Here is a 23,576-nt window from a genome sequence, read left to right as displayed (position 1 = left end):
GCGAGATGCTCGCCGTGTCGTCCGCCAGGTCGATGGCCGTGCTGAGGTGCCTGGGCCCCGGGTCCAGGTTGACGTCGAAGGCCGCTGCCGCCGCGGCGGCGGTGCGGGTACAGCGCTCCGGCGTGGATCTCGACGCCCCAGACGGACACCCAGACCTCGACGCTCACCGGCCGGCTCCACGGGCACGTACCCTGGTCGGGAGCTCCTCGTCGGCGCGAAGACGCCCCACGTCGGTGGCGTAGGGGTCGAGTGCCTTGGTCAGCAGGTCGAGCACACCCAGCGCGAGTGATGCGCACCCGGTTCTCGAGGGACACCCCCTGCCCGCTCTCGAGGCGCAGCACGGTGCTGCGGCTGACGCCGGCGCGGTCGGCGCCCTGCTCGTCTCAGAAATGACACCTGAGCGGTCAGCCCCGAGGAGGAGGTCAGCTGTCGGTCTCCTCGGAGGTCACGCTGTTCGAGCGGCCCTCGGCGATGAGGGCGAGCCGGTGCAGGGCCTCGCGGTTGCGCGCCGCGATCAGCGGCTGCCGCACGACGAGCGGGACGAGCAGGCCGGGCCCGCTGACCGCGTCCTCGAGCATGGAGACCTCGCACCGGTCGTCGCCGACCGGGGTCAGCTGCATCTCGACGACGGCCTCGCCCATCGGCCAGCCCTTGGCCTGCAGCACCAGCCGGCTCGGGGGCTCGGAGCGCAGCACCTGGGTGGAGTCGTCGATGACGGCCGGCCACACCCCGAAGCTGTGGTGGAGCCGGCTGCCCCGCCCCGGCCAGGTCTGGTCGACGTCGCGCAGTCGCGACGCCCCCACGACCCAGTTGGCGTAGAGCCAGCCGTCGGCGAGGACGCTCCATACGGCGTCAGGGGTGGTGTCGACCGTCCGCTTGACGATGAGCCGCCTTGCGGGAGAAGGAATCAGGGCGTGCTTGAGGTCGGTCAGGTGGCTCATCGGTCGGCTCCGGGATAGCGGGTCGTCAGGTGGGGGACCAGACGTCGTGCGGCCAACAGGGCTGCGCCACCAGCCGAGATGCCGGCTGCGGCCACCTGGGCGACGCGGGTGCCGAGGAAGCCCCCGGTCGTCGCCTCGCCCTGCGGCGTCGGTGCCAGCCAGGTCAGTGCCTTCATGGTTCTCCAGTCCGTCGGCGCCTCTCGCCCTCTAGAGGGCCACTACCCGCAATGCGCCGCCCCGATCCCCAGGGACCGGAGGGGGCACCGCACAGAGGTCAGCCGGAGCCGGTCGGGGTGAGCTCGGGACCTCGCATCGCCGTGCCGCCTGCGTGCGGGTTGGTCGTCTGCTCGAGGTCGTTGCTCCCCGTCACGACGTCGTCGCCGCGCACGAGCTGGGCGGTGAGGGGCCACACGAAGGCGGGTATGCCGCTCGCCGAGCCGATGGCGTCGTCGGCCTTCCCTACAGGCTGCCACTCGGAGGGGACGCTCAGCGCGACATCCAGCACCCCACCGGGCTCCAGCACCTCGGGAGCGGTGTCGCACGGCAGGGGGCCGCGCAGCACCGGGGCAACGTCCACGAAGGTGAGCTGCGTGGAGGCCACGAGGTCGGGGCACGCGTCGCTGCGCACCGAGCTCTGGGCGTCCTTGATGCGGACGGTGCTCCCGGTGTCGTTGACCAGGCGCAGGGTCCCCTGCACCTCACCGGTCCTGGACGAGCCGGCCCATCCCGTGGGCGGAGCCGGGTCGAGGTGCATGGTGGTGCCGATGACCGTGGCCGTGAGGGAGGCCAGGCTCCCCGGTCGTGCGACGGACGTCACCTGCCACGTGAGGTAACGCTGGACGCCGGCGGAGTCCCCGGCGCCCGGCTTCCCGCTGGGTAGGCCCGGACGCTCCACGCCGCTCACGTCGACGGCCAGAGGGGTGTGCACCGGGTCTTGCTCGGAGACGCCACCACCGCGCGGCGACACGGACGGCCCGTCGACCAGCAGCACCAGTCGGGCAGGAGCAGGCCCGATGCCGTCCGAGATCCACGGGAGCCGCAGGTGGACGAGGTCGCCCGGGGCGACGGCCACGCTCGATCGATACGGGCCCGAGCCAAGGGCGCCCAGAGGGAGCACCTGCCCGTCGCTGGTCACGCGGGCGGCCGGCGTAAGGGGGGACAGGGCACAGTCGGCGGCGGCCGACGACTGGACGACGAGGTCGGAGACGACATGGAGCGTGCCGTTGCCGGTCGACGGGCCGACGGTGTTCCGGCTCGCCACGACGTGGAGGTCGCCCTCCCCGCACGGGGCGGTGTGGCCGACACCCTCAGTCACCCGCGGGAGAGCCGTGTCGGCGAACCCGACCCGGGACGCCATCACGCTGGCGTCCCACGGCACCGTCGTGGTGCCGTTCGACTCCGCGATCTGCGTGCGGTGCCCCAGAGCGGCCCACCACCCGACACTGCCCAGCACGAGCGCCGCAGCGGCCGCCGCCGCGACGAGGGGCAGCCACCGTCGAGAGCCGGCGGCGGGTCGCTGACCGTCGGCCGTCGGAGTCCCCGGCGGGGGAGCGACCTCGCACGCCAGTGCCTCAGGTGACGTGACGGCATCCAGCAACCGGGCCTCGAGCCCTCCCGGGACGGGGGTGTCGGCCACGACGGCGCGCAGCACGGAGCGCAACCGGCGCTCGAGCTCGGCGACCTCGGTCTGGTCGGTGGGGTCGGTCATCAGGACACCTCAGGTCGGGTCGGGTCGAGAGCCGAGCGCAGAGCGCTCATCCCGCGGCTGACGAGGCTGCGCACGCTGACGGGGCGGCAGCCGAGAGCATCGGCGATCTCTGCGTCGGGCAGGTCGTCGTAGTAGCGCAGCACGATGGCGGCGCGCTGGCGTGAGGGGAGGGCGAGCAGCGCCGGCCACAGCACGCTGCGGTCGTGGACGGCCTCCAGGGGCTGGCGCCGGTCGGTCGACTCGCTCACGTGGGTCAGTGGCAGGTCGCGATGGTGACCTCGCCGTCGGTCGCTGATGAACAGGTTCGTGAGCGACCGCCGCACGTAGGCGACGGGTCGGTCGGCCTCCTCGACCCAGTGCCATCGGGGAAACAGTCGGACGAGCGTGTCCTGGAGCAGCTCCTCTGCGTCGACGGCGTCCCCCGTCAGGAGCAGGGCTGTGCGGAAGAGCGAGCCGTGGTGCTCGCGCAGGAACTGCGTGAGTGCGTGGTCCTGCTCCACGATCGCCTTCATACCCCTAGTGACGCGACAGCCGGGCGTTTCGTGGCAGCCCAGGCAGCCGGCTGCCCAGCAGACTCACCAGGAGGGCAGCTCCTTGAGCGTGACCTTGACACCGGTGTGGCGCTCGCTCAGCTGGGCGAGCGCGGCGCGGATGGTCTTGGCGAAGAGGTGGGCCCCGGTGATCGAGGGGTGGATGCCGTCGGACTGCAGCAGCTCGGGGTGGGCCGAGATCGCGCTGTGCCAGTCGGCGACGACGACGTTGTCGCGGCCGGTGGCGATCCGGCTGAGGCTGGCGTTGGCTGCGTCGATCCACGAGGCCCGGCCGTAGATGGTGACGAGCACGACCATGCGCTTCGTGCCGATGAGGTCGAGCACCCGTTTGGCCGCGGCCTCGTCGACGCCCGCGTTGGTGCCGAAGTCGACGACGACGGCCCGGCGCAGGTCGCCGGCGTGGGCGGTCACCTGGGTCAGCCCGTCGGACCACTGGCGGTTCGAGCGGGCGTCGGAGCGGATCCCCGGGAAGTAGTACTGCAGGGCGTTGATGCTGGCCACCACGATGCTGTCACCGAAGATGTCCATCTCCTGCCCCGACGGCATCGTGTAGGCCGCGAGCTCGGCCCGCGAGGGCGCGCCAGCGGTCGGGGTGGCTGCCGGGGCAGTCCCGCTCGGGTCAGGCGCCGCCGGAGTGCCGGCGGAGGCCGAGGGGGCGGGGGTCGCCGGGGTCGTCGGTCCACCCGCCCCTGCGGCGCCGAGGATCGAGGGCACGGTCAGCCCAGGTGCTGCCGGGATGCCCGGCGCCGACTCGGCCGCCTGCTGGTTGGCCTCGAGCATCCGCTGGGTCTCGGTGCGGTCGGGGGCGGTCAGGACGACCCCCACGGCCAGTGCCAGGACCACCGCGCTGGTGCCGACCACGACGCGGGGGACGCGGGTGAAGGGGGAGAAGAGGCCGCGCACCACGATGAGCGCGACCCCGCGGAAGCCCCACAGCCGCACGGGCGCCTCGAGGAAGCGGTAGGACAGGTCGGCCAGCGCGAGGGTGACGAGCACCGCCCAGGCCTTCGCGAGCAGGTGCGCCGACGTGCCGGGGGCCGTGGGCTGGTCGAGCCCGGTGATGACGATGACGGGCCAGTGCCAGAGGTAGATGCCGTAGGAGCGGCGCCCGACCCAGCGCAGGGCAGGGGAGTCCATCAGCAGCCGCCAGCGCGAGGCCCGCCCGACGTCGCCCACCGCCTCGGTGGGCAGCAGGCCAGCGAGCAGGACGGTCGTGGCGAGCGAGCCGAGGGCGATGCCTCCGCGGAAGGTCAGGGGGCTGTCCTCCCCGCCCCACCACAGCAGGGCGCCGAGGCCCGCCGCGGCGCCGACGAGCAGCGGTCTGCGCAGCGAGCACCAGCGGTCGGTGCCGAGGGCGCCGTGGCCGGGAGCGGCATACGTGAAGGCGAGGGCGGCGCCGAGCATGAGGCCGACGAGGTGGGTGTCGGTGCCGTAGTAGACGCGGGTGGCGTCGCCTCCGGGGCCCAGGCGGCTGACGAGCAGCGCCATCAGGGCGGTCGACGCGAAGCCGAGGCCGAGCGCCACGGCGGCGCGCGTCGACGGGCGTCGGACGGCGATCACGAGCCCCAGCACCGCGAGTGGCCAGACGAGGTAGAACTGCTCCTCGACCGCGAGAGACCACAGGTTCATGAAGAGCTGGGGGGCGGTCTGGTCGAAGTAGCTCGAGCCGGCGGTGATCTCGACCCAGTTGGTCGTGAAGGTGAGCGCGCCCACCACCTCGCGGCCGACGTTGACGAGCAGGTCGGGGTGCACGACGCGGGCGACCACGATGCTCACCGTGAGGCAGGCGAAGAGAGCAGGTAGCAGGCGTCGCGCGCGGTGGGTCGCGAAGCGGCGCAGGCGGATGCGTGCCGGCCCGTGGCTCGTCGACTGCTCGGCCTCGCGCACCAGCAGCGTCGTGATCAGGAAGCCCGAGACGACGAAGAAGACGTCGACCCCGAGGAAGCCGCCGGGCAGCCACGTCGGGTCGAGGTGGAAGAGCACGACCGCGCCGATGGCCAGCGCCCGCAGGCCGTCGAGGCCCGCAAGGTGCGCGTGACCTCCGGGGCGGCCGGGATCGGCGCTGGTGGCCCGGGCGCTCGAGCGGGCCCCGCTGGCTGCCCGCGGGGTCACGAACGGGACGGTCCGCTCGTACGTCGACACCCGACACCCCTTTCCCTCGGCTCCAGACGACGATAGGCGGGCACAGCGGGCCACTCGGGGAGGCTCGCGGGCGGCGCGCCGAGCGCCTAGGGTCGGACGGTATGGAGCGCGTCACCGTCTTCGTCCGAGGCGACGTCCAGGGGGTGGGCTTCCGCTGGTGGACCCGCTCCAGGGCGCTGGAGCTCGGGCTCGTCGGCCACGCCCGCAACCTGCCTGACGGGCGCGTCGAGGTCGTGGCCCAGGGCCCGGGCGACGCGCTCGACGCCCTGCTGGCGCTGCTCGACCGGGAGCCCGTGCCCCAGGGTCGGCCGGGGACGGTGACCGGGGCGGTGGCGCAGTGGGGGAGCGCCCGACCGGGGGTGTCGGGGTTCGTCGAGAAGTGAGTTCGGCGGCAAAGGTGGCGATGATCGCGACGACGACATGTGCGGCGAGTGCGCCTCCCGGTTCGAGCACGACGAGTGGAAGACTCCAGCACCTGGACGCAGGTTGACCTGCCCCCCGGTCGACGCGAGTTGACCCGCGCTGCTCGCGGCGGTGGGGGACGGCCGCCCGCCACAGTGGGGTGATATCCGGCTGCTGAGCGCGTCGGATCACCCCGCTGGTGCTCCCGCTCCCGAGCCCGGGCAGGTCGGGTGGGCCTCGGCGCTCCGGGAGTGAACGCGACCTTACGGCGCGCCGACGATCCGACTCCGCAGGCCGATCGGGGTTGGCGATGTCGGTGTCATGGGTAAGGCTGGGCTCAGCACCACAGATCGACGGCCCCACGCAGCGCCCCGGCGCCGCTGACGGTCGGCTACGAGGACGGTCACGCACGGCCGCCCCCACGAAGACCCGCGGTCGCCACGGCGACCGGTCCGGACCTGGAAGGGGCCTTGGCCATGACCGCTCACACCGACGTCGTGCTCGACCCGCGTGATCCGCACGACGCCCTCGGCCCCGACCCGGTGGCGACTGCTCGCGAGCGGATCAGGGCCGCGGCCCTGCGTGACGGCGCGCTGGGTCAGGTGGGCCTCGAGCTCGAGCTGCACCTGGTCGACCTCGTCTCGCCGGCCGTCCGCCCGTCGTGGAGCCGGGTGCTGGAGCTCGTCGCGTCGGTGGAGGCGGGAGCCGCGCTTCCCGGTGGCAGCAGCGTCACGCTCGAGCCCGGCGGCCAGGTCGAGCTCTCGACCCCGCCGCGGGTCGACGTGACCGCGGCGGTCGGGTCGCTCCTGAGGGACGAGCGGGTGCTGCGCGCCCATGCCGCCGAGCTCGGTCTCGGCCTGGCCGCGCTGGGCGCCGACCCGGCCCGCCCACCGCAGCGAGTCAACCCCGGGGCGCGCTACGCCGCGATGGAGGAGCACTTCCGGCACCTCAGCACGGGTGGTTCGGGGCTGGCCATGATGACCTCCACGGCGGCGCTGCAGGTCAACCTCGACGCCGGGCCGGCAGCCGGCTGGCACGACCGCCTGGAGCTGGCCCGGTCGCTCGTGCCGGTGCTCGTCGCGCTCACCTCGACCTCGCCCTGGCTCGGGGGGCGCACCTCCGGCTGGCACTCGATGCGGCAGGGCACGTGGGACGGCATCGACCACGGTCGCACCGACCCCGTGGCCACAGGCGACCCGGACGACCCGGTGCGGGAGTGGGTCGACTACGCGATGCGGGCTCCGCTGCTGCTCGTGGCGGCCGCCCACGAGGGCGAGAGGATGACCCCGCTCACCCGACGGGTCAGCCTGCAGGAGTGGCTCGAGGGTGCCGCGGGGCTGCCCCGGCCAGCGACGGCCCGCGACGTGGACTACCACCTCACCACGCTCTTCCCGCCCGTGCGCCCGCGCGGGTACCTCGAGCTGCGTTGCCTCGACGCGATGCCGGCCCGGTGGTGGCCGTCCGCGGCCGCCGTCGCGGCCGTCCTGCTCGACGACCCGCAGGCCGCCGCAGTCGCGCGCGAGGCCTGCGCCCCGGTCGCCGACCGCTGGGAGGCCGCCGCCCGACTGGGGCCGGCCGACCCGGCCGTCCGGCGAGCCCTCGAGACCTGTCTCGACGTCGCCGCCCGCCGGGTGCCGGCAGCGCTCGCCTCCCCGGTGGGCCACCTGGCCGAGCTCGTCGCCTCGGGCCGCAGCCCCAGCAGCCTGCTGCGGGAGCAGATCGAGCGGTCCGGCCCGCTCACGGTCCTGCTCGAGCACGCCCGGCCAGATGACGACGACGACCTGGCGGCGGGGGCTGCGCACCGATGACCTCCCTGCCACCCACCGATACCGCCCGGGTCGCCGGGGTCGCTGCAGGTCTCGAGGCGGCACGACGGCGTACGACCTGGCTCACCGACCTCGACGAGCCCGAGCTCACCACCCAGCACCACGTGCTGATGAGCCCGCTGGTCTGGGACCTCGCGCACATCGGCCAGCAGGAGGACCTCTGGCTGCTCCGCGGTGGCGACGCCAGCGCCCAGGGGCTGCTCGCGGCGAGCGTCGAGCGGCTCTACGACGCCTTCGAGCAGCCGCGAGCCGTGCGGTCCACCCTGCCCCTGATGACCCCGCGCGAGTCGCGGGCCTACCTGCGTGATGTGCGCTCGCGGGTCCTCGACGCGCTCGCCCGGGGCCATGAGGACGACGACCTCTTCGCCTACGTCATGGTCGAGCAGCACGAGCAGCAGCACGTCGAGACCATGCTCGCCACGCACCAGCTGCGCTCCGGCGCACCGGTGCTCGCGGCCCGCACCGTGCTGCCCGCCGGTCGGCCGATGCCCTCGGGAGCGACCCGTGAGGGGGCCGTGCTGGTGCCGGGCGGTCGCTTCGTCCTCGGGGTCGGTGCCGCCGACGAGCCGTGGTCGCTCGACAACGAGCGGCCGGCGCACCCGGTGCACGTGCCGGCGTTCCGACTCGGGCGGGTGCCGGTGACCAACGCCGACTGGCGGCATTTCGTCGACGCCGGCGGCTACGACGAGCCGCGGTGGTGGTCGGCGCGCGGGTGGGCCCACCGCGTCGAGGCGGGCCTCACCGGCCCGCTGTTCTGGCTGGGTGACGGCTCGCGCCGCCGCTTCGGCGTGCTCGAGGAGCTGGTCCCCGACGAGCCGGTGCAGCACGTCGACTACTTCGAGGCGGAGGCGTTCGCCGCGTGGGCCGGAGGGCGCCTGCCGACCGAGCAGGAGTGGGAGAAGGCCTGCGTCTGGGACCCGGCTCTCGGCCGCCGCCGCCGCTGGCCCTGGGGCGACAGCGAGTGGACCCCCGCCCTGGCCAACCTCGGCGGCGAGGCCCTGCGCCCCGCCCCCGTCGGCGCCTACCCGGCCGGTGCCTCCGCCTATGGCGTCGAGCAGCTGGTCGGCGACGTCTGGGAGTGGACCTCGTCCGGCTTCGAGCCCTGGCCCGGCTTCACCCCCATGCTGTATGCCGCCTATTCGGCTCCCTTCTTCGGCGGCGACTTCCGCGTGCTGCGGGGTGGGTCGTGGGCGGTCGGGGGAGCGAGCATCCGCCCGTCGTTCCGCAACTGGGACCTGCCGATCCGACGGCAGATCTTCACCGGCCTGCGGCTGGCCTGGGACGAGCCCGACGCAGCATCGACACCGGGCGAGGGCTGAGCCGTGTGCCGCCACCTCGCCTGGCTGGGCGCCCCGCGGTCGCTGGCGCAGCTCGTGCTCGAGCCGGAGCACGGGCTGCTGCGCCAGTCCTACGCGCCCCGGCGGCAGAGCCGAGGGCTGGTCAATGCCGACGGCTGGGGGGTGGGCTTCTACCCGCCCGACGCCGCCGACCCGACCGGGCCGGTGCGGTGGCGCTCGGCCAAGCCGATCTGGGGTGACCCGTCCTTCGCGTCGGTGGCTCCCGTGCTGCGCTCGGGCGCCGTGCTGGCTGCCGTCCGCTCGGCCACCGTGGGGATGCCGCTCGACGAGAGCGCGGCCGCCCCCTTCACCGACGGGCGCTGGCTGCTCTCGCACAACGGGCGGGTCGACCGCACCGTGCTGCCGCCACGGCACGACGTCGAGTCGGCGGTCGACTCTGCGCTGCTCGCCGCCCACGTGCTGGCCCTCGGGCCCGACCGGGTCGCGCAGACCGTGCGTGAGGTCGCGGCGCTCGACCCCGCGGCCTACCTGTCGCTGCTGCTGACCGACGGGGAGCGTGTGCTCGGCGTCACGTGGGGTGACGGCCTGAGCTATCTCGTGCTCGACGACGGCGTCGCGCTCGCGAGCGAGCCCTGGGACGACGACCCGCGCTGGGTCGACGTGCCCGACCACCACCTCGTCGAGGTGACCCCGAACGGGGTCGTCGTGAATGCCCTGGAGGCCTGAGTCATGAGCAACGTCAACGTATTTGCCCCGAGTGGCAGTGCCGGTGACCTCGACGGCACGAGCGACGCCGAGCTCGAGCTGGCGGTGCACCTCGACCCCGACGAGCTGTCCCAGCAGATGGCCGTCGACGTGCGCGCCGGTCTGCAGCGCACCCCCAAGGTGCTGCCGCCGAAGTACTTCTACGACGGTCGTGGCAGCGAGCTCTTCGACGAGATCACCCGGCTGGAGGAGTACTACCCGACGCGGGCCGAGCGGGCGATCCTGGTGGAGCGCGCCGGCGAGGTCGCGACCATCACCCGCGCGCAGTGCCTGGTCGAGCTGGGCAGCGGCACCTCCGAGAAGACGCAGCTGCTGCTGCGGGCCCTGCGTGAGGCCGGCACCCTGACCCGCTTCGTGCCCTTCGACGTCGACCCGGTCGTGCTGCGGGAGGCGGCGCCCGTCATCGCGGCACAGTTCCCCGGGCTCGAGGTCGCCCCCGAGGTGGGCGACTTCGAGCGGCACCTGGGGGACGTGCCACGCCGGCCGCGACAGCTCGTCGCCTTCCTCGGCTCGACGATCGGCAACCTCGACCCCGCCGCTCGAGCGACCTTCCTCGCCGACGTGCGTGACCTGTTGGGCGACGACGGCCACCTCCTGCTCGGCACCGACCTGGTCAAGCCGGTCGACCGGCTGGTCGCAGCCTACGACGACGCCCGCGGGGTCACGGCGGCCTTCAACCGCAACGTGCTTCGCGTCATCAACCGCAGCCTCGGGGCCGACTTCGACGCGCAGGCCTTTGCCCACCGGGCGGTCTGGGACATCGAGCACGAGTGGATCGAGATGCGCCTCGAGTCCGTGCGCGACCAGCGGGTGCACGTGCGCGACCTCGACCTCGAGGTGTCGTTCGCCCGGGGTGAGGCGATGCGCACCGAGATCTCGACCAAGTTCCGCCGCGAGGGCGTGCGGGCCGAGCTGGCCACCGCCGGCCTCGAGCTCAGCCACTGGTGGACCGACCCGGCCGGTGACTTCGCGCTCTCGTTGTCCCGGCCCGCCTAAGGTGGAGCGGTGTCGACTCCTCACTCCGACCTGACCGACGTGCCGCCCGAGCTGTCGGCCCTGCGCCGCAGCATCGACAACATCGACGCGGCCCTGATCCACCTGCTCGCCGAGCGCTTCAAGGCGACCCAGAAGGTCGGCATCCTCAAGGCGCACGAGCACCTGCCGCCGGCCGACCCCGGCCGCGAGGAGGAGCAGATCCAGCGGCTGCGGTTGCTGGCCGAGGACGCCGGCCTCGACCCCGTCTTCGCTGAGAAGTTCCTCGCTTTCGTGGTCGAGGAGGTCATCCGCCACCACACCGCGATCGCCGACGCCACGCGCCAGTAGCGGGGTCCTCCGCCGGGGCTGGCCGGCATACGCCTTCACATGAAGTCGGATGCCGGCCATCTGGCCCGGAGGCCCGCACGCGCCTTCACGTGAAGCCGTATGCGAGCCAAGCCGCCTCAGGGGGCGGGGGTCACCACCCCGGCAGCGCCGCCACCACGGCGCACCGGCTCGGCTGCCGCGGTGAACGTGCCGTCCGGCCCCAGAGCGATCGCCGTGGCGGCGCCGATCTCGGGCACGGAGGCCAGCTGGTGGCCGAGGGCCTGCAGGCCCGCACCCGCCGGGCTGCCCAGCAGCGCGGGCTCAGCCAGTTCGGTGCCGTTACGCGACGAGAGTCGAGGAGCGGCGATGGCGTCGACCAGCGAGAGTCCCCGGTCGACGTAGCCGGTGAGCACCTGCGCCACGGTGGTGATGATGGTGGCGCCGCCGGGGGAGCCGAGGGCCAGCACGGGCACTCCCGCCTTCGTGACGATCGTCGGGCTCATCGACGAGCGGGGCCGCTTGCCCGGGCCGGGCAGGTTGGGGTCCGGCACGCCGGGGGTCACCGGCACGAAGTTGAAGTCGGTCAGCTCGTTGTTGAGCAGGAAGCCATATCCCGGGACAGTGATGCCCGAGCCGCCGGTCTGCTCGATCGTGAGGGTGTACGACGCGACATTGCCCCAGCGATCCGCCACGGTCAGGTGGGACGTGCCGTGGTCGTCACGGGGCAGGCCGATCACCCCGGCCGCCGCGTCGCAGGAGTAGGACCCGTCGGGCTGGCCAAAGGGGAGCGGCCTCGGCTGCGCCTTGGTCGGGTCGAACAGCGTGCACGCCCGCTCGTCGGCGAAGGACTGCGACAGCAGCCGCCCCACCGGCACGTTCGGCACGGAACCGATCCAGCGGTTGCGGTCGGCGAAGGCCGTGGCGCTGGCCTCGGAGAAGCGGTGCAGGTACTGCACCTGGTCGACGGCGGCCAGCCGGTCACCGCTCTGACGGTCGTAGGACTGCAGCAGGTTGAGGGTCTCGCCGACGGTGATCCCGCCGGACGACGGCACGGGCATCCCGTAGACGTCCATCTGCCGGTAGGTCGAGCGGGTCGGCTCGAGCACTCGCGCGTCGTAGGCGCGCAGGTCACCCACAGTGATCTGGCCGGGATAGACCGTGCGTCCGTCGGTGGTGACGGGCCGGCGGGCGGCCTGCACGATCGCGGCACCGAGGGCGCCGCCGTAGATCGAGCGCACCCCCTGCGTGCGCAGCTCCTGGTAGGCGCGGGCCATCTGCGGGTTGCGGAAGACCGACCCGACCGCGGGCGCCGTGCCGCCGGGGAGGAAGACCTTCGCCGTGGCGGGGAAGCCGGCGAATCGGGCGGCGTTGTCCAGCGTCTGCTGGTGGTACGTGTCGTCGACGACGAACCCGGTGCGCGCGAGCTGCTCCGCGGGGCGCAGCAGGTCGGAGAGCGGCTGGGTGCCGAGCTTCCTCGCCGCGACGTCCCACAGGGCCGGGGTCCCGGGCACACCGACGGACAGGCCGGACGAGACGGTGGTGGTGAAGTCGAGCGGGGAGCCGTCGGCCTTGGTGAAGGTCGAGGAGGTGAAGGTCGCCGGGGCCGCCTCGCGCCCGTCGATCGTGCTCACCCGCTTCGTCCTGGCGTCGTAGTAGACGAGGAAGCCGCCGCCGCCGATGCCCGACGAGAAGGGCTCGGTGACCCCGAGGGCCGCCGCTGTGGCCACGGCGGCGTCGGCGGCGTTGCCCCCTGCCCGGAGCACCTCGAGACCGATGGCGGTGGCGTCGACGTCGACGCTGGCCACCGCGCCCCCGGTGCCGACCGCCACCGGCGTCTTGGGGGCCGATCCGGGTGGAGCGGTGGCCCGCGCACCGGCTGGCGCGGCGAGGGCCGCGGGGGCGGCGAGGGCTGCGGCGAGGGCTGCGGCGACGGCGCCGGCGACGAGAGTGGTGCGCACCATGTGGGGAACCTCCGATTCGACTTCGCCGAACGTAACCCTCCGCCCCCGCAGCCGCCATCCGGAGCCGGGCATTCCGGACCTTCGGGTCCCAGAGCGGTCCCGGCTGCCTCTGGCGGGCGCCCGCCCGGCCCGCCGGTAGGGTGGCCACACTCCTGCGGCAGCCGCCCGCCCCCCGTTCGCCCGCTTTGTCCCGACGCCGGAAGGTCACCCCGCTCGTGTACGTCAAGAGCCTGACGCTGAAGGGTTTCAAGTCCTTCGCCTCGGCGACGACGATGCGGCTGGAGCCCGGCATCACCTGCATCGTCGGCCCCAACGGCTCGGGCAAGTCGAACGTCGTGGACGCGCTCGCCTGGGTGATGGGTGAGCAGGGGGCGAAGACGCTGCGCGGCGGCAAGATGGAGGACGTCATCTTCGCCGGCACCACGGGCAAGGCGCCGCTGGGGCGCGCCGAGGTCACGCTGACGATCGACAACACCGACGGCGCCCTGCCGATCGACTACAGCGAGGTCACGATCTCGCGCACGATGTTCCGCAACGGCGGTTCGGAGTATGCGATCAACGGCACGGGCTGCCGGCTGCTCGATGTGCAGGAGCTGCTCTCCGACAGCGGCATCGGCCGCGAGATGCACGTGATCGTCGGTCAGGGACAGCTCGACACCGTGCTGCGGGCCACCCCCGAGGAGCGGCGCGGCTTCATCGAGGAGGCCGCTGGCGTCCTCAAGCACCGCAAGCGCAAGGAGCGCGCGCTGCGCAAGCTGGAGTCGATGGAGGCCAACCTCCTGCGCGTGGGCGACCTCACGTCGGAGATCCGACGCCAGCTCGGCCCTCTCGGTCGTCAGGCCGAGACCGCCCGCCGCGCCGCGGTCGTGCAGGCCGACGCTCGCGACGCCCGCCTGCGCCTGCTCGCCGACGACCTCGTGCAGCTGACCTCCACGGTCGAGCAGGAGGTGGCCGACGAGACCTCCCTGCTCGCCCGCCGCACCGAGGTCGAGGCCGCGCTCGCCGACCTCGCCGGCCGTCTGGCCCAGCTCGAGGGCGACGCCGACGCCGCACGACCCGAGCTGTCACGCGCGCAGGACCGCTTCTACTCCCTCTCGCGCCTGACCGAGCGCCTGGCGGCCACCCGCACCGTGGCGACCGACCGGGTGCGGCTGCTCTCGCAGGACGACGCCGACGACGGGGGGGCCTCGACCCGCGACCCCGAGCTGCTGCGGGCGCAGGCCGCCGACCTGCAGACGCAGCACGCGACCCTCGTCGGCGAGATCACCGCCGCTGGGGCGGCCCTCGAGGCCGCCGTCGTCGCCCGCGGAGAGGCCGAGCAGCGGTATGCCGCCGAGCAGCAGCGGCTGGCCCGGGTCACCCGGGCGGTGGCCGACCGCCGCGAGGGTCTGGCGCGGCTGCAGGGCCAGGTCGGCGCGAAGGCCTCGCGCATCGAGGCCGGCCAGTCCGAGATCGACCGGCTCCGAGCCGGGGTCGAGGCGTCCACCACCCGAGCCGCCGACGCCGAGCGCGAGTTCGCCGCCCTCGAGGCGTCGATCGCCGTCGAGGAGGAGGGCGAGGAGGGGCTCGACGCGGTCTACGAGGCGGCCGCCGCCGAGCACGAACGCCTCGAGGTCGAGGTCGAGGAGCTGCGCGAGAAGGAGCGCACCGCCGAGCGCGACCGCCAGTCGGGGGCGGCCCGCATCGACGCCCTGGAGATGAGCCTGCGCCGCAAGGACGGTGCAGCGGCCCTGCTGGCCGCGCACGAGGGCCGGCACACCGTCGCCGGCTCGGTCGCCGCCCTCGTCCAGGTCGACGCCGGTCACGAGGCTGCCGTGGCGGCCGCCCTCGGCTGGGCCGCCGATGCCCTCGTGCTCGGCACGATCGACGGAGCCGTCGAGGCCCTCGCCACCCTGCGGCGTGACGACCTCGGCCGAGCCGCGATGCTCGTCGGCGCGACCGCCCCGCCGTCCGACCCCTCGTCGTGGCCCTCGCTGCCGTCGCTGCCGGCCGGGCTGCGCTGGGCCCACGAGGTCGTCACCTGCCCGGACGACCTGCGTCCGGCCCTGGAGCACCTGCTCGACCGGGTCGCTCTGGCCCCCGACACCGCGTCGGCGGCCGACCTCGTCCGCCGGGGTGACGGCGTCACGGCGGTCACGCCCGACGGTGACGTGCTCGCGCCCGGGTGGGTGCGCGGCGGCAGCGCTGCGGCGCCCAGCCTGCTCGAGATCCAGGCGGCGCTCGACGCTGCCCGCGAGGAGGTCACCGAGGCGACCCACCGCGGTGAGCAGGCCCGCTTCGCTCTCGCGATGGCGCAGCGTGGGGCCACCGAGGCGGCCCAGGCCGTCGAGGGTGCCCTCGAGCGGCTCCACGACTCCGACGCCCGGATGTCGGCGGTCGCCGAGAAGCTCGGCGCGCTCGGGGTCGCTGCGCGCAGTGCCCGCAACGAGGCCGAGCGCACCTCGGCCGCGATCGCGACGGCGGAGCAGACCCTGGCGACCAACGTCGCCGAGCACGACGCGCTGACCGCTCGCCTCCAGGCGGCGGCCCACGTCGGCGACTCCGACGAGGACGTCGACACGGGCGAGCGTGACCGGCTCGACAGGGCGGCGACCACGGCCCGCACCCACGAGATGGAGGTCCGGCTGGGCCTGCGCACCCGCGAGGAGCGAGCCCGCGCCCTCAAGGATCGTGGTGACGCCCTCGAGGCGTCGGCGGTCGCTGAGCTCGCGGCCCGCGAGAAGCAGGCGGCCCGCCGTGAGCGGCGCCGACGCGAGGCGCAGGTGGCCGAGGCGGTGAGGGTCGGTGCGACCTATGCGGCGAAGCAGCTGGGGGTCGCGGCGGAACGCGCCGACACGCACCGCCGGCGGGCCGAGGCGGCCCGCACGCAACGCGAGGCGGACCTGGCGGTGGTGCGGCGAGAGATGGCCGTGCTGGCGGAGGAGCTGCGCCAGCTCACCGACTCGGTCCACCGCGACGAGGTCGCCCGGGCCCAGCAGCGGCTGCGCATCGAGCAGCTCGAGATGCGCGCCGTCGAGGAGCTCGGCACTGATCCTGAGGTGCTCATCGAGGAGTACGGCCCCCATACGCTGGTGCCAGTGGTCGTCGACCCGACGGCCTCCGGCGAGGACCGTGCGGCGATGGAGGCGGCAGAGCCGGTGCCCTTCGTGCGTGCCGAGCAGGAGAAGCGGCTGCGCTCGGCCGAGCGCAAGCTCGGTGCCCTGGGGCGGATCAACCCGCTGGCGCTGGAGGAGTATGCCGCCCTCGAGGAGCGGCACACGTTCCTCACCACCCAGCTCGAGGACCTCAAGGCCAGCAAGCGCGACCTGCTCGACATCGTGCGCGAGGTCGACGAGCGGGTCGAGAAGGTCTTCGCCGAGGCGTTCGCTGACACGGCGGTGCAGTTCGAACGGGTCTTTGCCCGGCTCTTCCCCGGCGGCGAGGGCAAGCTGCTGCTCACCGACCCCGACAACATGCTGACCACCGGGCTCGAGGTCGAGGCCCGCCCGCCGGGCAAGAAGATCAAGCGCCTGTCGCTGCTGTCGGGTGGTGAGCGCTCGCTCGTGGCGGTGGCCCTGCTCGTGGCCATCTTCAAGGCCCGGCCGTCGCCGTTCTACATCATGGACGAGGTCGAGGCGGCGCTCGACGACGCCAACCTCGGTCGCCTGATCACCCTCTTCGAGGAGCTGCGCGACTCGAGCCAGCTGATCGTCATCACCCACCAGAAGAAGACGATGGAGATCGCCGACGCGCTCTACGGCGTGACCATGCGCGGCGACGGCGTGACCACCGTCGTGTCGCAGCGGATGCGCGACGTCGTCCCGGAGCCTGCCGCGGAGCACCGGCCCGTGTGAAGGGCTGTCGACGACGAGGCTCGGCGGCGCGAGAATCCTTCAGGTGACCGGCGGGGACGCCGATGCTGCGGGAGCAAGAGCGTCCGTCCTACTCCAAGGTTGTCTGCCCCGTGCGCCGTCTCCTGTCCGACCTGCCCATCGGCCGCCGTCTGGGTGCGGCCTTCGCCGTGCTCTGCCTGCTCCTGGCCGTCATCGCGGCCACGGGAGTGGTCGGCTCGTCGCATCAGAGCTCCGTCGCCCAGGAGACCGCCCAGCTGCACCACCTGCGCGACGACGTCGTGCAGATGCGCTACCTCGACGCCGACGTGAGCGGGTGGCAGGGCTACATCTACGCCCAGGCCGTCGTCGAGGGGGAGGCCAAGGCGGTGGCGCCCGACGCCTACAACCTCGTCGGGCTCAACAAGTCGCGCGCGGCCGGCTTCACCCTGCTCGACCAGATCGCAGCCCGGTCCCTCAGCCCCAAGGAGCAGGGCGTGCTGGCCGCCGTCCGGGGCCAGTGGAGTGCCTACTTCAGCGTCACCGACCGCATGCTGACGCTCATCCGGGAGGCGACACCGGCCTCGATGTCGCAGGCCTACGACCTGCTCAACGGCGCCCTGGACACCGCCTGGAGCGCCCTGCTCGACTCCACCTCCGCTCTCCAGCGGCAGGTCGAGTCGCGGATCGCGCGCCTGGACGGCGACGCTGCGAACGCCGCCTCGAACGCGCGCCTGACGGTCCTGGTGGTCAGCGCGCTGGCGGTCGCCCTGGCCGTCGTGCTCGGGCTGCTCGTCACGCGTTCGGTCGTGCGTCCGCTGCGCCGGTGCGTCGCGGCTCTCACGGCGATGGCTGCGGGCGACCTGACCGTCGTCGCCGAGGTCACGAGCCGCGACGAGGCCGGCCAGCTCGCCAGCGCCCTGGCCACCGCCCAGACGTCACTGCGAGAGACCCTCTCGGTGGTCCTGGGGACCGCCGACACCGTCGCCCGGGCCGCACAGGACCTGGCGGCCGCGACGGTGGAGGTGTCGGCGGCCTCGCAGGCGACCAGCACCCGGGCGGAGGGGGTTGCCGCGTCGGCCGAGCAAGTGAGCGGCAACGTGCAGACGGTGGCGGCCGGCGCCGAGCAGTGGGCCGCCTCGATCGAGGCGATCGCGCTCAACGTCGATAAGGCGACCCGGGTGGCCGGACGGGCCGCCGGCGTGGCCGCGACCACCAACGAGCGGGTGACGAGGCTGGGGGTGAGCTCGGCGGAGATCGGCAACGTCGTCAAGGTCATCACCTCGATCGCCGAGCAGACCAACCTGCTGGCCCTCAACGCCACGATCGAGGCGGCCCGGGCCGGCGAGGTCGGCAAGGGCTTCGCCGTCGTGGCCAGCGAGGTCAAGGAGCTCGCGCAGGAGACGGCCCGGGCCACCGAGGACATCGCCCGCCGGGTCCAGGCCATCCAGGGCGACACCTCGGGAGCCGTCGAGGCGATCGGCGAGATCTCGGCGATCATCGCCACCTTCAACGACAGCCAGGCCACCATCGCGGCCGCCGTCGAGCAGCAGACGGCGACCGGGGCCGCGATGTCGCGCGGCGTGCGCGAGGTCGCCACGGGGTCCACCGAGATCGCCCGAACGATCACGGGCGTCGCCGAGTCGGTCGACACCAGCACGCGGGTGCTGGGCGAGATGGGCGTCTCGGTGTCGGAGCTGGCCCGGCTGTCCACCGACCTGCGGGCGACGGTGGCGACCTTTACCTTCTGACGCCCGTCCGCAGCGTGCCGTGTCGGACTTGTCCGGCCTGGTGTGCGAGCCTAGAGGCATGCTCGTTCTCGTCATCTCCCTCGTCCTCTGCGTCGCGCTGGGTTCGGCCGTGGTCGCCGTCGTCGCCATGCCCGCCCGTCGCGAGGGCCGCGACATCCTCTCGCCCCGTGGTGGGGAGGTCTTCGACAAGGTCAGGGACGCCGCCGTGGCGACGAAGGACCGCACGAGCGGCGTGCTCTCGCGCAAGGACGACGACACCGTCTGACGCGCTCCGGGGGGTCGTCGGGCCGTGACAGGATGATCGACGTGCTGGATCAACTCTGGGAAGTCATCACCCTCGTCGTCGTCATCGCGGCGGTGGCTGTCACCGCTGTCGTCGGCTTCGTCCGTGGCCGGGCCGGCCGCACGACGGAGCTGCCGCCGACCACCCCGGCCTCCTCGTCCGTCGAGCAGCGGCCACCCGCTGCCGACGTCACCGACCGGGCCGACGAGGGTTCCGTCCTCACCGCCCCGGGGTCTGGGACCACCCCCGACCCGGATGACGACACGCTGGTCGAGCCTGAGCCCGCCCCGGCCATCGAGCGGCCCGAGTCGGCCCGCGGGCGCCTCGCTCGGCTGCGCGCCCGCCTGGCCCGCAGCAACTCCGCCATCGGCAACGTCCTGCTCGGCCTGCTCTCGCGCGGCACCCTCGACGAGGCCGCCTGGGAAGAGGTCGAGGACACCCTCATCGGCGCTGACCTCGGTGTGGAGGCGGCGACCGAGCTGGTCGACCGTCTCCGCACCAAGCTCAAGGTCGACGGCAGTGGCTCCACCGACGAGGAGACCGTCAAGGCCTGGCTGCGGGCCGACCTGCTCGAGCTCGTCGGCCCCGACATGGACCGGCGTATCGCCTCCTCGCGGGTCGACGACCGGCCCGCCGTCGTGCTCGTCGTCGGCGTCAACGGCACGGGCAAGACCACCACGGTCGGCAAGCTGGCCCGGGTGCTGGTCGCCGAGGACCGTGACGTCGTGCTCGGCGCGGCCGACACCTTCCGCGCCGCTGCCGCCGACCAGCTCGAGACCTGGGGGGGCCGGGTCGGCGTGCCCACCATCCGCTCCGACCGCGAGGGTGCCGACCCCGCGGCGGTCGCGTTCGACGCCGTGCGGGCGGCCACCGAGCTCGAGGCCGACGTCGTCATCATCGACACCGCCGGTCGACTGCACAACAAGGTCGGGCTGATGGACGAGCTCGGCAAGATCAAGCGCGTCATCGAGAAGCTCCAGCCAATCGACGAGGTGCTTCTTGTGCTCGACGCGACGACCGGGCAGAACGGCATGCGCCAGGCCGAGGTCTTCAGCCAGGCGGTGCAGGTCACCGGCATCGTGCTCACCAAGCTCGACGGCACCGCCAAGGGCGGCATCGTCGTGGCCGTGCAACGCGCCCTCGGGGTGCCGGTCAAGCTCGTCGGCCTCGGCGAGGGCCCCGACGACCTCGCGCCCTTCGACCCCAAGGCGTTCGTCGACGCCATCGTCGGCTGAGTGGGCCAGCCCGCACTCACCGTACGACGCGCCGCACCGGCTGACGCACGGGCCTGGGTCGCGTGCTACCTCGACGCCCTCGAGGCGGCGTACGCCGTCCTGATGCCAGCGGAGTTCGGCCCGCTGCAGCGGGGGCGTGAGTCCGAGCTGGTGGACGACAAGCGGGCGAGCTTCGACCCCGACCCCGAGGCCCCCACCCGCGGGTGGGTCGCCGAGGCCGACGGTCTCGTCGTGGCGGTGGCCCAGGTGAGCACCGCCCCGACGCGGTGGGAGGGCGAGCGCGGCCTCCCACCACCGAGCACGTCGCTCCAGCTGGAGAAGCTCTACTCCCGACCGTCGGCCCTCGGGAGCGGCGTGGGGCAGGCGCTGCTCGACACCGCCGTCGGTGACCGCGCGGCGTACCTGTGGCTGGTCGACGGCAACGCGCGAGCGGCGTCCTTCTACCGCCGCAACGGGTTCGGCCCCGACGGCGTGGAGACGACCGGTGGCCCGAGCTGGTTCGGCCGACGGATGGTGCGCCTGCACCGGGGGTGAGGGCGCGCCCGTGGGGGCGAAGGGCCCGGTCGACCCGGATGTCGCGGGGAGGAGTCAGAAGGCGTTGGGGTCGGTCTCCCCGGGGAAGAGGTCGGCGGCCGCACCGACGATCTGGCTGTCGGGCACCCCGACCAGGTCGACGTCCTTGCCGGGGTAGTCGAAGCGGGCGAGCACGTGCCGCATGGCCTCGAGCCGGGCCCGCTTCTTGTCGTTGCTCTTGACCACCGTCCACGGGGAGCGAGACGTGTCGGTGCGGCGGAACATCTTCTCCTTCGCCTCGGTGTACTGGTCCCACTTGTCGAGCGACTGCAGGTCCATCGGCGAGAGCTTCCACTGCCGCACCGGGTCGACCAGCCGGATCGTGAAGCGGGTCATCTGCTCGGACCGGGAGACGGAGAACCAGAACTTCACGACGTCGACGCCGTCGGCGACGAGCAGCTTCTCGAAGGCCGGTGCCTGCTTGTAGAAGTCGGCGCACTGCTGCGGGGTGGCGAAGCCCATGACCCGCTCGACCCCGGCCCGCGTGTACCACGACCGGTCGAAGAGCACGATCTCACCGGCGGTGGGCAGGTGCGCGACGTAGCGCTGGAAGTACCACTGCCTGCGCTCGCGCTCACTCGGCTTGTCGAGGGCGACGACCCGGGCCCCGCGGGGGTTGAGGTGCTCGGTGAAGCGCTTGATCGTGCCACCCTTGCCGGCGGCGTCGCGGCCCTCGAACAGGAGCACGATGCGCCGGCCCTCGTCCTTGACCCACGTCTGGAGCTTGAGCATCTCGATCTGCAGGCGCCGCTTCTCGTGGTCGTAGACCTCGCGGTCGAGCCGCTCGTCGTAGGGGTAGCCCTCGCGCCAGGTCTCGACCGGCTGCCCGTCGGGTCCGAGGAGGATCGGGTCGTCGTCGTCGTCGTCGATGACGGTGAAGCCTTCGGGCACCCGGCCCGCCGCGAGCGAGTGGACGTCGAGGTGGAGACTGGCGTGGCCCTCCGCGGTCGTCATGACCCGACCCTAGAGGTGGCGGGTGGCCACGAGGTAAACATCGTCGTGCGGGGTGTCCCCCGAGCGTCCGCGAGGGCTCAGCTCGCGGCGACGCGGGGGTTGCCCGGGCCGGTCAGGGCCCAGCGGATCGTGTCGACCCCGAGCCCCGCCACGTGGTGGGTGACCAGGCGCTCGGTGATCGGCAGGGCGGGCAGGCGCAGCATCGCCTTGGCCCACACCGGCAGCAGGGCGACCGCGCCGGCCGCGAGCACGCCGTAGCCGACGCGGCTGACACCGGAGACGGGCGGCTGCAGGAGAAGGAAGCGGGCGGTCTCGTGCGCCTCGGGTGACGCCACGAGCTCACGGCGGTAGGCCGCGAGCTGGACCTCCAGCTCGGCCACCGTGTGCGGGGCGTTCCGCACCCCCAGGGCGGTGGCCGAGCGGGCCGACTGGGCGACGTAAAGGTCGGCGTCCCGGGCGTTCAGCGGCAACGCGCCGTGCCGCTGGTGCGAGGCCAGGAAGCTCTCGACCTCGGCGGCGTGCACCCACGCCAGCAGGTGGGGGTCGGAGGCGGCATACGGACGGCCGTCGGCGGCCTTGCCCCGCACCCGCTCGTGGATGCCGCGGACCTTGTCGATGGCGCCCTGGGCGACCTCGACCGTGCCGAACGTGGTCGCCGCGATGTACTCCGACGTGCGCTGGAGCCGGCCCCACGGGTCGGACTTGTATCCGGAGTGCCCCGCGACGCCGGCCATGGCCAGGGGGTGGAGCGACTGGAGCAGCAGCGCCCGGATGCCGCCGACGAACATCGCGGCATCCTCGTGCACCCGCCAGATCGGGTCGTCCGAGCTGAACCAGCGCTCACCCTCGGCCAGCCAGATGGCCGCTGCCCGCGCGTCACGGTCGGTCGTCTCGTCGCCGGCGACCCTGTCGCGCAGCGTCTCGGCGAGACGGGTGCGGGCGGGACGGGTGACGGTGTCGAAGGTCGGCAGGGCGATGCTCACCCTTCAATCATCAGTCAGCGCACCGGCACCCGTCCCGCGGGATGGGTGCCGGTGCTCTCACAACCGGGCCGGGCGCGGTGTCGGGCACCTCACGACCCCTCGGGCTCGCCCCGCAGGATGCGCTCGATCGCCGGGACGAGATCCTCGGCCAGCCGCGTCTTGTCGATGAACCCGGCCGCCCCGGCGTCCATCGCCTGCTGACGCAGCTGGCTCGCGGGGAAGGCGCTGACCATGATGACCGTGGTCTGCGGCGCGTCGCGCCGAATGGCGGGCAGGGCGCTGAGCCCGTCCATCACCGGCATCGAGACGTCGAGCAGGACGAGGTCGGGTGAGAGAGCCGCAGCCTGCTCGATGGCCTCCTGGCCGTTGACCGCCATCCCCGTCACGACCCAGCCCGGTGGGTCGTCAGTCAGCAGGATCTCGAGGATGGTGCGCAGCTCGTGTGAGTCGTCGGCGATCAGCACGGTCGTGCCCGGCCCCCCCGCTGGCTGGGGCGACCGGGGAGCGGGCTGGGCGGTGGGGCTCTGGGCGGGCTCCCGGTCGAGCCGCTCGAGCTGCCGCCCCAACCAGGCCCGACCGGCATCCGCCGAGCGCATCACGTGCAGCCGGACCATGTCCATGTCTCCCATGCTGAGCGCCGTCTCGGCAGCCACGAGATCCTGCACCACCGCGGTGTCGAGATCCGTCAGCTGTGTCCGCTCGTGCTCCATCAGCTGACGTTCGAGCGTGCGATCGAGGATCACCACCATGATGAGCCCCGGCTGGACCCTGACGGCAGACAGCTCGACGTGCAGATCGTGCTCGACGCTGGTGGTGGCGAGGAAGCGCCTGGTCATGCCGATCGGGCCGAGCTCGTGACCGCCGTCGACGAGGCTCGCGTAGAGGTCGGGGCACAGGTCGGCGAGGACCGGGTAGAGGTCATGCAGGTCCGCGTCGCCCAGAGCCGGGGCGAGGAGACGAGCCGCGGCGGCGTTGACCAGCCCCACGCGTCCGTCCTCGTCGCACTGGATGACGCCGACCGGCATCAGGTAGAGGAACTGCAGGAGGTCCTCGTCCGTCAGCGGAGCGGGGAGCCTGTCGTCGGCGGTCACG

Annotated in this window: 20 protein-coding genes; 11 read left to right on the top strand and 9 right to left on the bottom strand. The window is 73.3% G+C overall.

Features of this window, described 5'->3' with window-relative positions; all coding sequences use genetic code 11:
- Positions 1 to 422: 422 nt before the first annotated feature.
- The 5 genes from V3N99_03390 to V3N99_03370 form a co-directional block, all read right to left on the bottom strand.
- The gene (locus V3N99_03390) at positions 423 to 941 is read right to left on the bottom strand and encodes an SRPBCC family protein (protein ID MEO3935784.1); all 519 of its coding nucleotides are present in this window, start codon (positions 939 to 941) and stop codon (positions 423 to 425) included.
- Positions 938 to 1,117, bottom strand: a complete 180-nt coding sequence (locus V3N99_03385) for a hypothetical protein (protein MEO3935783.1) — start codon at positions 1,115 to 1,117, stop codon at positions 938 to 940. Before V3N99_03385 ends, V3N99_03390 begins: the two co-directional genes overlap by 4 nt.
- A gap of 98 nt (positions 1,118 to 1,215) precedes the next feature.
- Entirely contained in the window at positions 1,216 to 2,649 is a 1,434-nt protein-coding gene (locus V3N99_03380) for a hypothetical protein (GenBank protein ID MEO3935782.1), read from the bottom strand.
- Entirely contained in the window at positions 2,649 to 3,161 is a 513-nt protein-coding gene (locus tag V3N99_03375; GenBank protein MEO3935781.1) for a SigE family RNA polymerase sigma factor, read from the bottom strand. The genes V3N99_03380 and V3N99_03375 overlap by 1 nt, the downstream gene beginning before the upstream one ends.
- A 63-nt stretch (positions 3,162 to 3,224) precedes the next feature.
- Entirely contained in the window at positions 3,225 to 5,342 is a 2,118-nt protein-coding gene (locus V3N99_03370) for an acyltransferase family protein (protein MEO3935780.1), read from the bottom strand.
- A gap of 101 nt (positions 5,343 to 5,443) precedes the next feature.
- On the opposite strand from V3N99_03370, the gene V3N99_03365 reads away from it, so the two are divergent.
- The 6 genes from V3N99_03365 (at position 5,444) to V3N99_03340 (ending at position 10,956) form a co-directional block, all read left to right on the top strand.
- On the top strand, positions 5,444 to 5,725 hold the full coding sequence (locus V3N99_03365) for an acylphosphatase (GenBank protein ID MEO3935779.1): 282 nt from the start codon (positions 5,444 to 5,446) through the stop codon (positions 5,723 to 5,725).
- Positions 5,726 to 6,220: 495 nt separating this feature from the next.
- Positions 6,221 to 7,552: an ergothioneine biosynthesis glutamate--cysteine ligase EgtA gene (gene egtA / locus V3N99_03360; GenBank protein MEO3935778.1), complete on the top strand. Its 1,332-nt coding sequence runs from the start codon at positions 6,221 to 6,223 to the stop codon at positions 7,550 to 7,552.
- Complete coding sequence (gene egtB, locus V3N99_03355; protein ID MEO3935777.1) at positions 7,549 to 8,889, top strand: ergothioneine biosynthesis protein EgtB; 1,341 nt, start codon at positions 7,549 to 7,551, stop codon at positions 8,887 to 8,889. Before egtA ends, egtB begins: the two co-directional genes overlap by 4 nt.
- A gap of 3 nt (positions 8,890 to 8,892) precedes the next feature.
- Positions 8,893 to 9,594, top strand: coding sequence for an ergothioneine biosynthesis protein EgtC (gene egtC, locus V3N99_03350; protein ID MEO3935776.1), 702 nt, complete (start codon positions 8,893 to 8,895; stop codon positions 9,592 to 9,594).
- A gap of 3 nt (positions 9,595 to 9,597) precedes the next feature.
- Positions 9,598 to 10,629: an L-histidine N(alpha)-methyltransferase gene (gene egtD, locus V3N99_03345; protein MEO3935775.1), complete on the top strand. Its 1,032-nt coding sequence runs from the start codon at positions 9,598 to 9,600 to the stop codon at positions 10,627 to 10,629.
- 9 nt (positions 10,630 to 10,638) lie between these two features.
- Complete coding sequence (locus tag V3N99_03340) at positions 10,639 to 10,956, top strand: chorismate mutase (GenBank protein MEO3935774.1); 318 nt, start codon at positions 10,639 to 10,641, stop codon at positions 10,954 to 10,956.
- A 116-nt stretch (positions 10,957 to 11,072) separates the two neighbouring features.
- Here the strand turns inward: V3N99_03340 and ggt are convergent, their stop codons facing one another.
- Positions 11,073 to 12,896 (bottom strand): gamma-glutamyltransferase, encoded by a 1,824-nt coding sequence (ggt, locus tag V3N99_03335; GenBank protein ID MEO3935773.1) that lies wholly within the window; start codon positions 12,894 to 12,896, stop codon positions 11,073 to 11,075.
- Between the two features lie 215 nt (positions 12,897 to 13,111).
- On the opposite strand from ggt, the gene smc reads away from it, so the two are divergent.
- The 5 genes from smc to V3N99_03310 all read left to right on the top strand — a co-directional run bounded on the left by smc (position 13,112) and on the right by V3N99_03310 (position 20,508).
- Positions 13,112 to 16,729 (top strand): chromosome segregation protein SMC, encoded by a 3,618-nt coding sequence (gene smc, locus V3N99_03330; protein ID MEO3935772.1) that lies wholly within the window; start codon positions 13,112 to 13,114, stop codon positions 16,727 to 16,729.
- Positions 16,730 to 16,839: 110 nt separating this feature from the next.
- Complete coding sequence (locus tag V3N99_03325) at positions 16,840 to 18,456, top strand: methyl-accepting chemotaxis protein (protein ID MEO3935771.1); 1,617 nt, start codon at positions 16,840 to 16,842, stop codon at positions 18,454 to 18,456.
- A 58-nt stretch (positions 18,457 to 18,514) separates the two neighbouring features.
- Positions 18,515 to 18,721, top strand: a complete 207-nt coding sequence (locus V3N99_03320) for a hypothetical protein (protein MEO3935770.1) — start codon at positions 18,515 to 18,517, stop codon at positions 18,719 to 18,721.
- Positions 18,722 to 18,753: 32 nt separating this feature from the next.
- Positions 18,754 to 19,974 carry a signal recognition particle-docking protein FtsY gene (gene ftsY / locus V3N99_03315; protein MEO3935769.1) on the top strand — a complete coding sequence of 407 codons (1,221 nt, stop codon included), beginning with the start codon at positions 18,754 to 18,756 and terminating at the stop codon, positions 19,972 to 19,974.
- Positions 19,975 to 20,508: a GNAT family N-acetyltransferase gene (locus tag V3N99_03310; GenBank protein MEO3935768.1), complete on the top strand. Its 534-nt coding sequence runs from the start codon at positions 19,975 to 19,977 to the stop codon at positions 20,506 to 20,508.
- Positions 20,509 to 20,562: 54 nt separating this feature from the next.
- Here V3N99_03310 and ppk2 read toward each other — a convergent pair whose 3' ends face one another.
- The 3 genes from ppk2 to V3N99_03295 all read right to left on the bottom strand — a co-directional run bounded on the left by ppk2 (position 20,563) and on the right by V3N99_03295 (position 23,575).
- Entirely contained in the window at positions 20,563 to 21,501 is a 939-nt protein-coding gene (ppk2, locus tag V3N99_03305) for a polyphosphate kinase 2 (GenBank protein ID MEO3935767.1), read from the bottom strand.
- Between the two features lie 77 nt (positions 21,502 to 21,578).
- Positions 21,579 to 22,484: an oxygenase MpaB family protein gene (locus V3N99_03300; protein MEO3935766.1), complete on the bottom strand. Its 906-nt coding sequence runs from the start codon at positions 22,482 to 22,484 to the stop codon at positions 21,579 to 21,581.
- A gap of 89 nt (positions 22,485 to 22,573) precedes the next feature.
- Positions 22,574 to 23,575, bottom strand: a complete 1,002-nt coding sequence (locus tag V3N99_03295) for a response regulator transcription factor (protein ID MEO3935765.1) — start codon at positions 23,573 to 23,575, stop codon at positions 22,574 to 22,576.
- Position 23,576: the final 1 nt, after the last annotated feature.

This window comes from Dermatophilaceae bacterium Soc4.6 (assembly GCA_039889245.1).
Classification (GTDB): domain Bacteria; phylum Actinomycetota; class Actinomycetes; order Actinomycetales; family Dermatophilaceae; genus Lapillicoccus.
The sequence above is the reverse complement of the archived record's forward strand: the minus strand, read 5'-3'. Positions and strand labels throughout refer to the sequence as shown.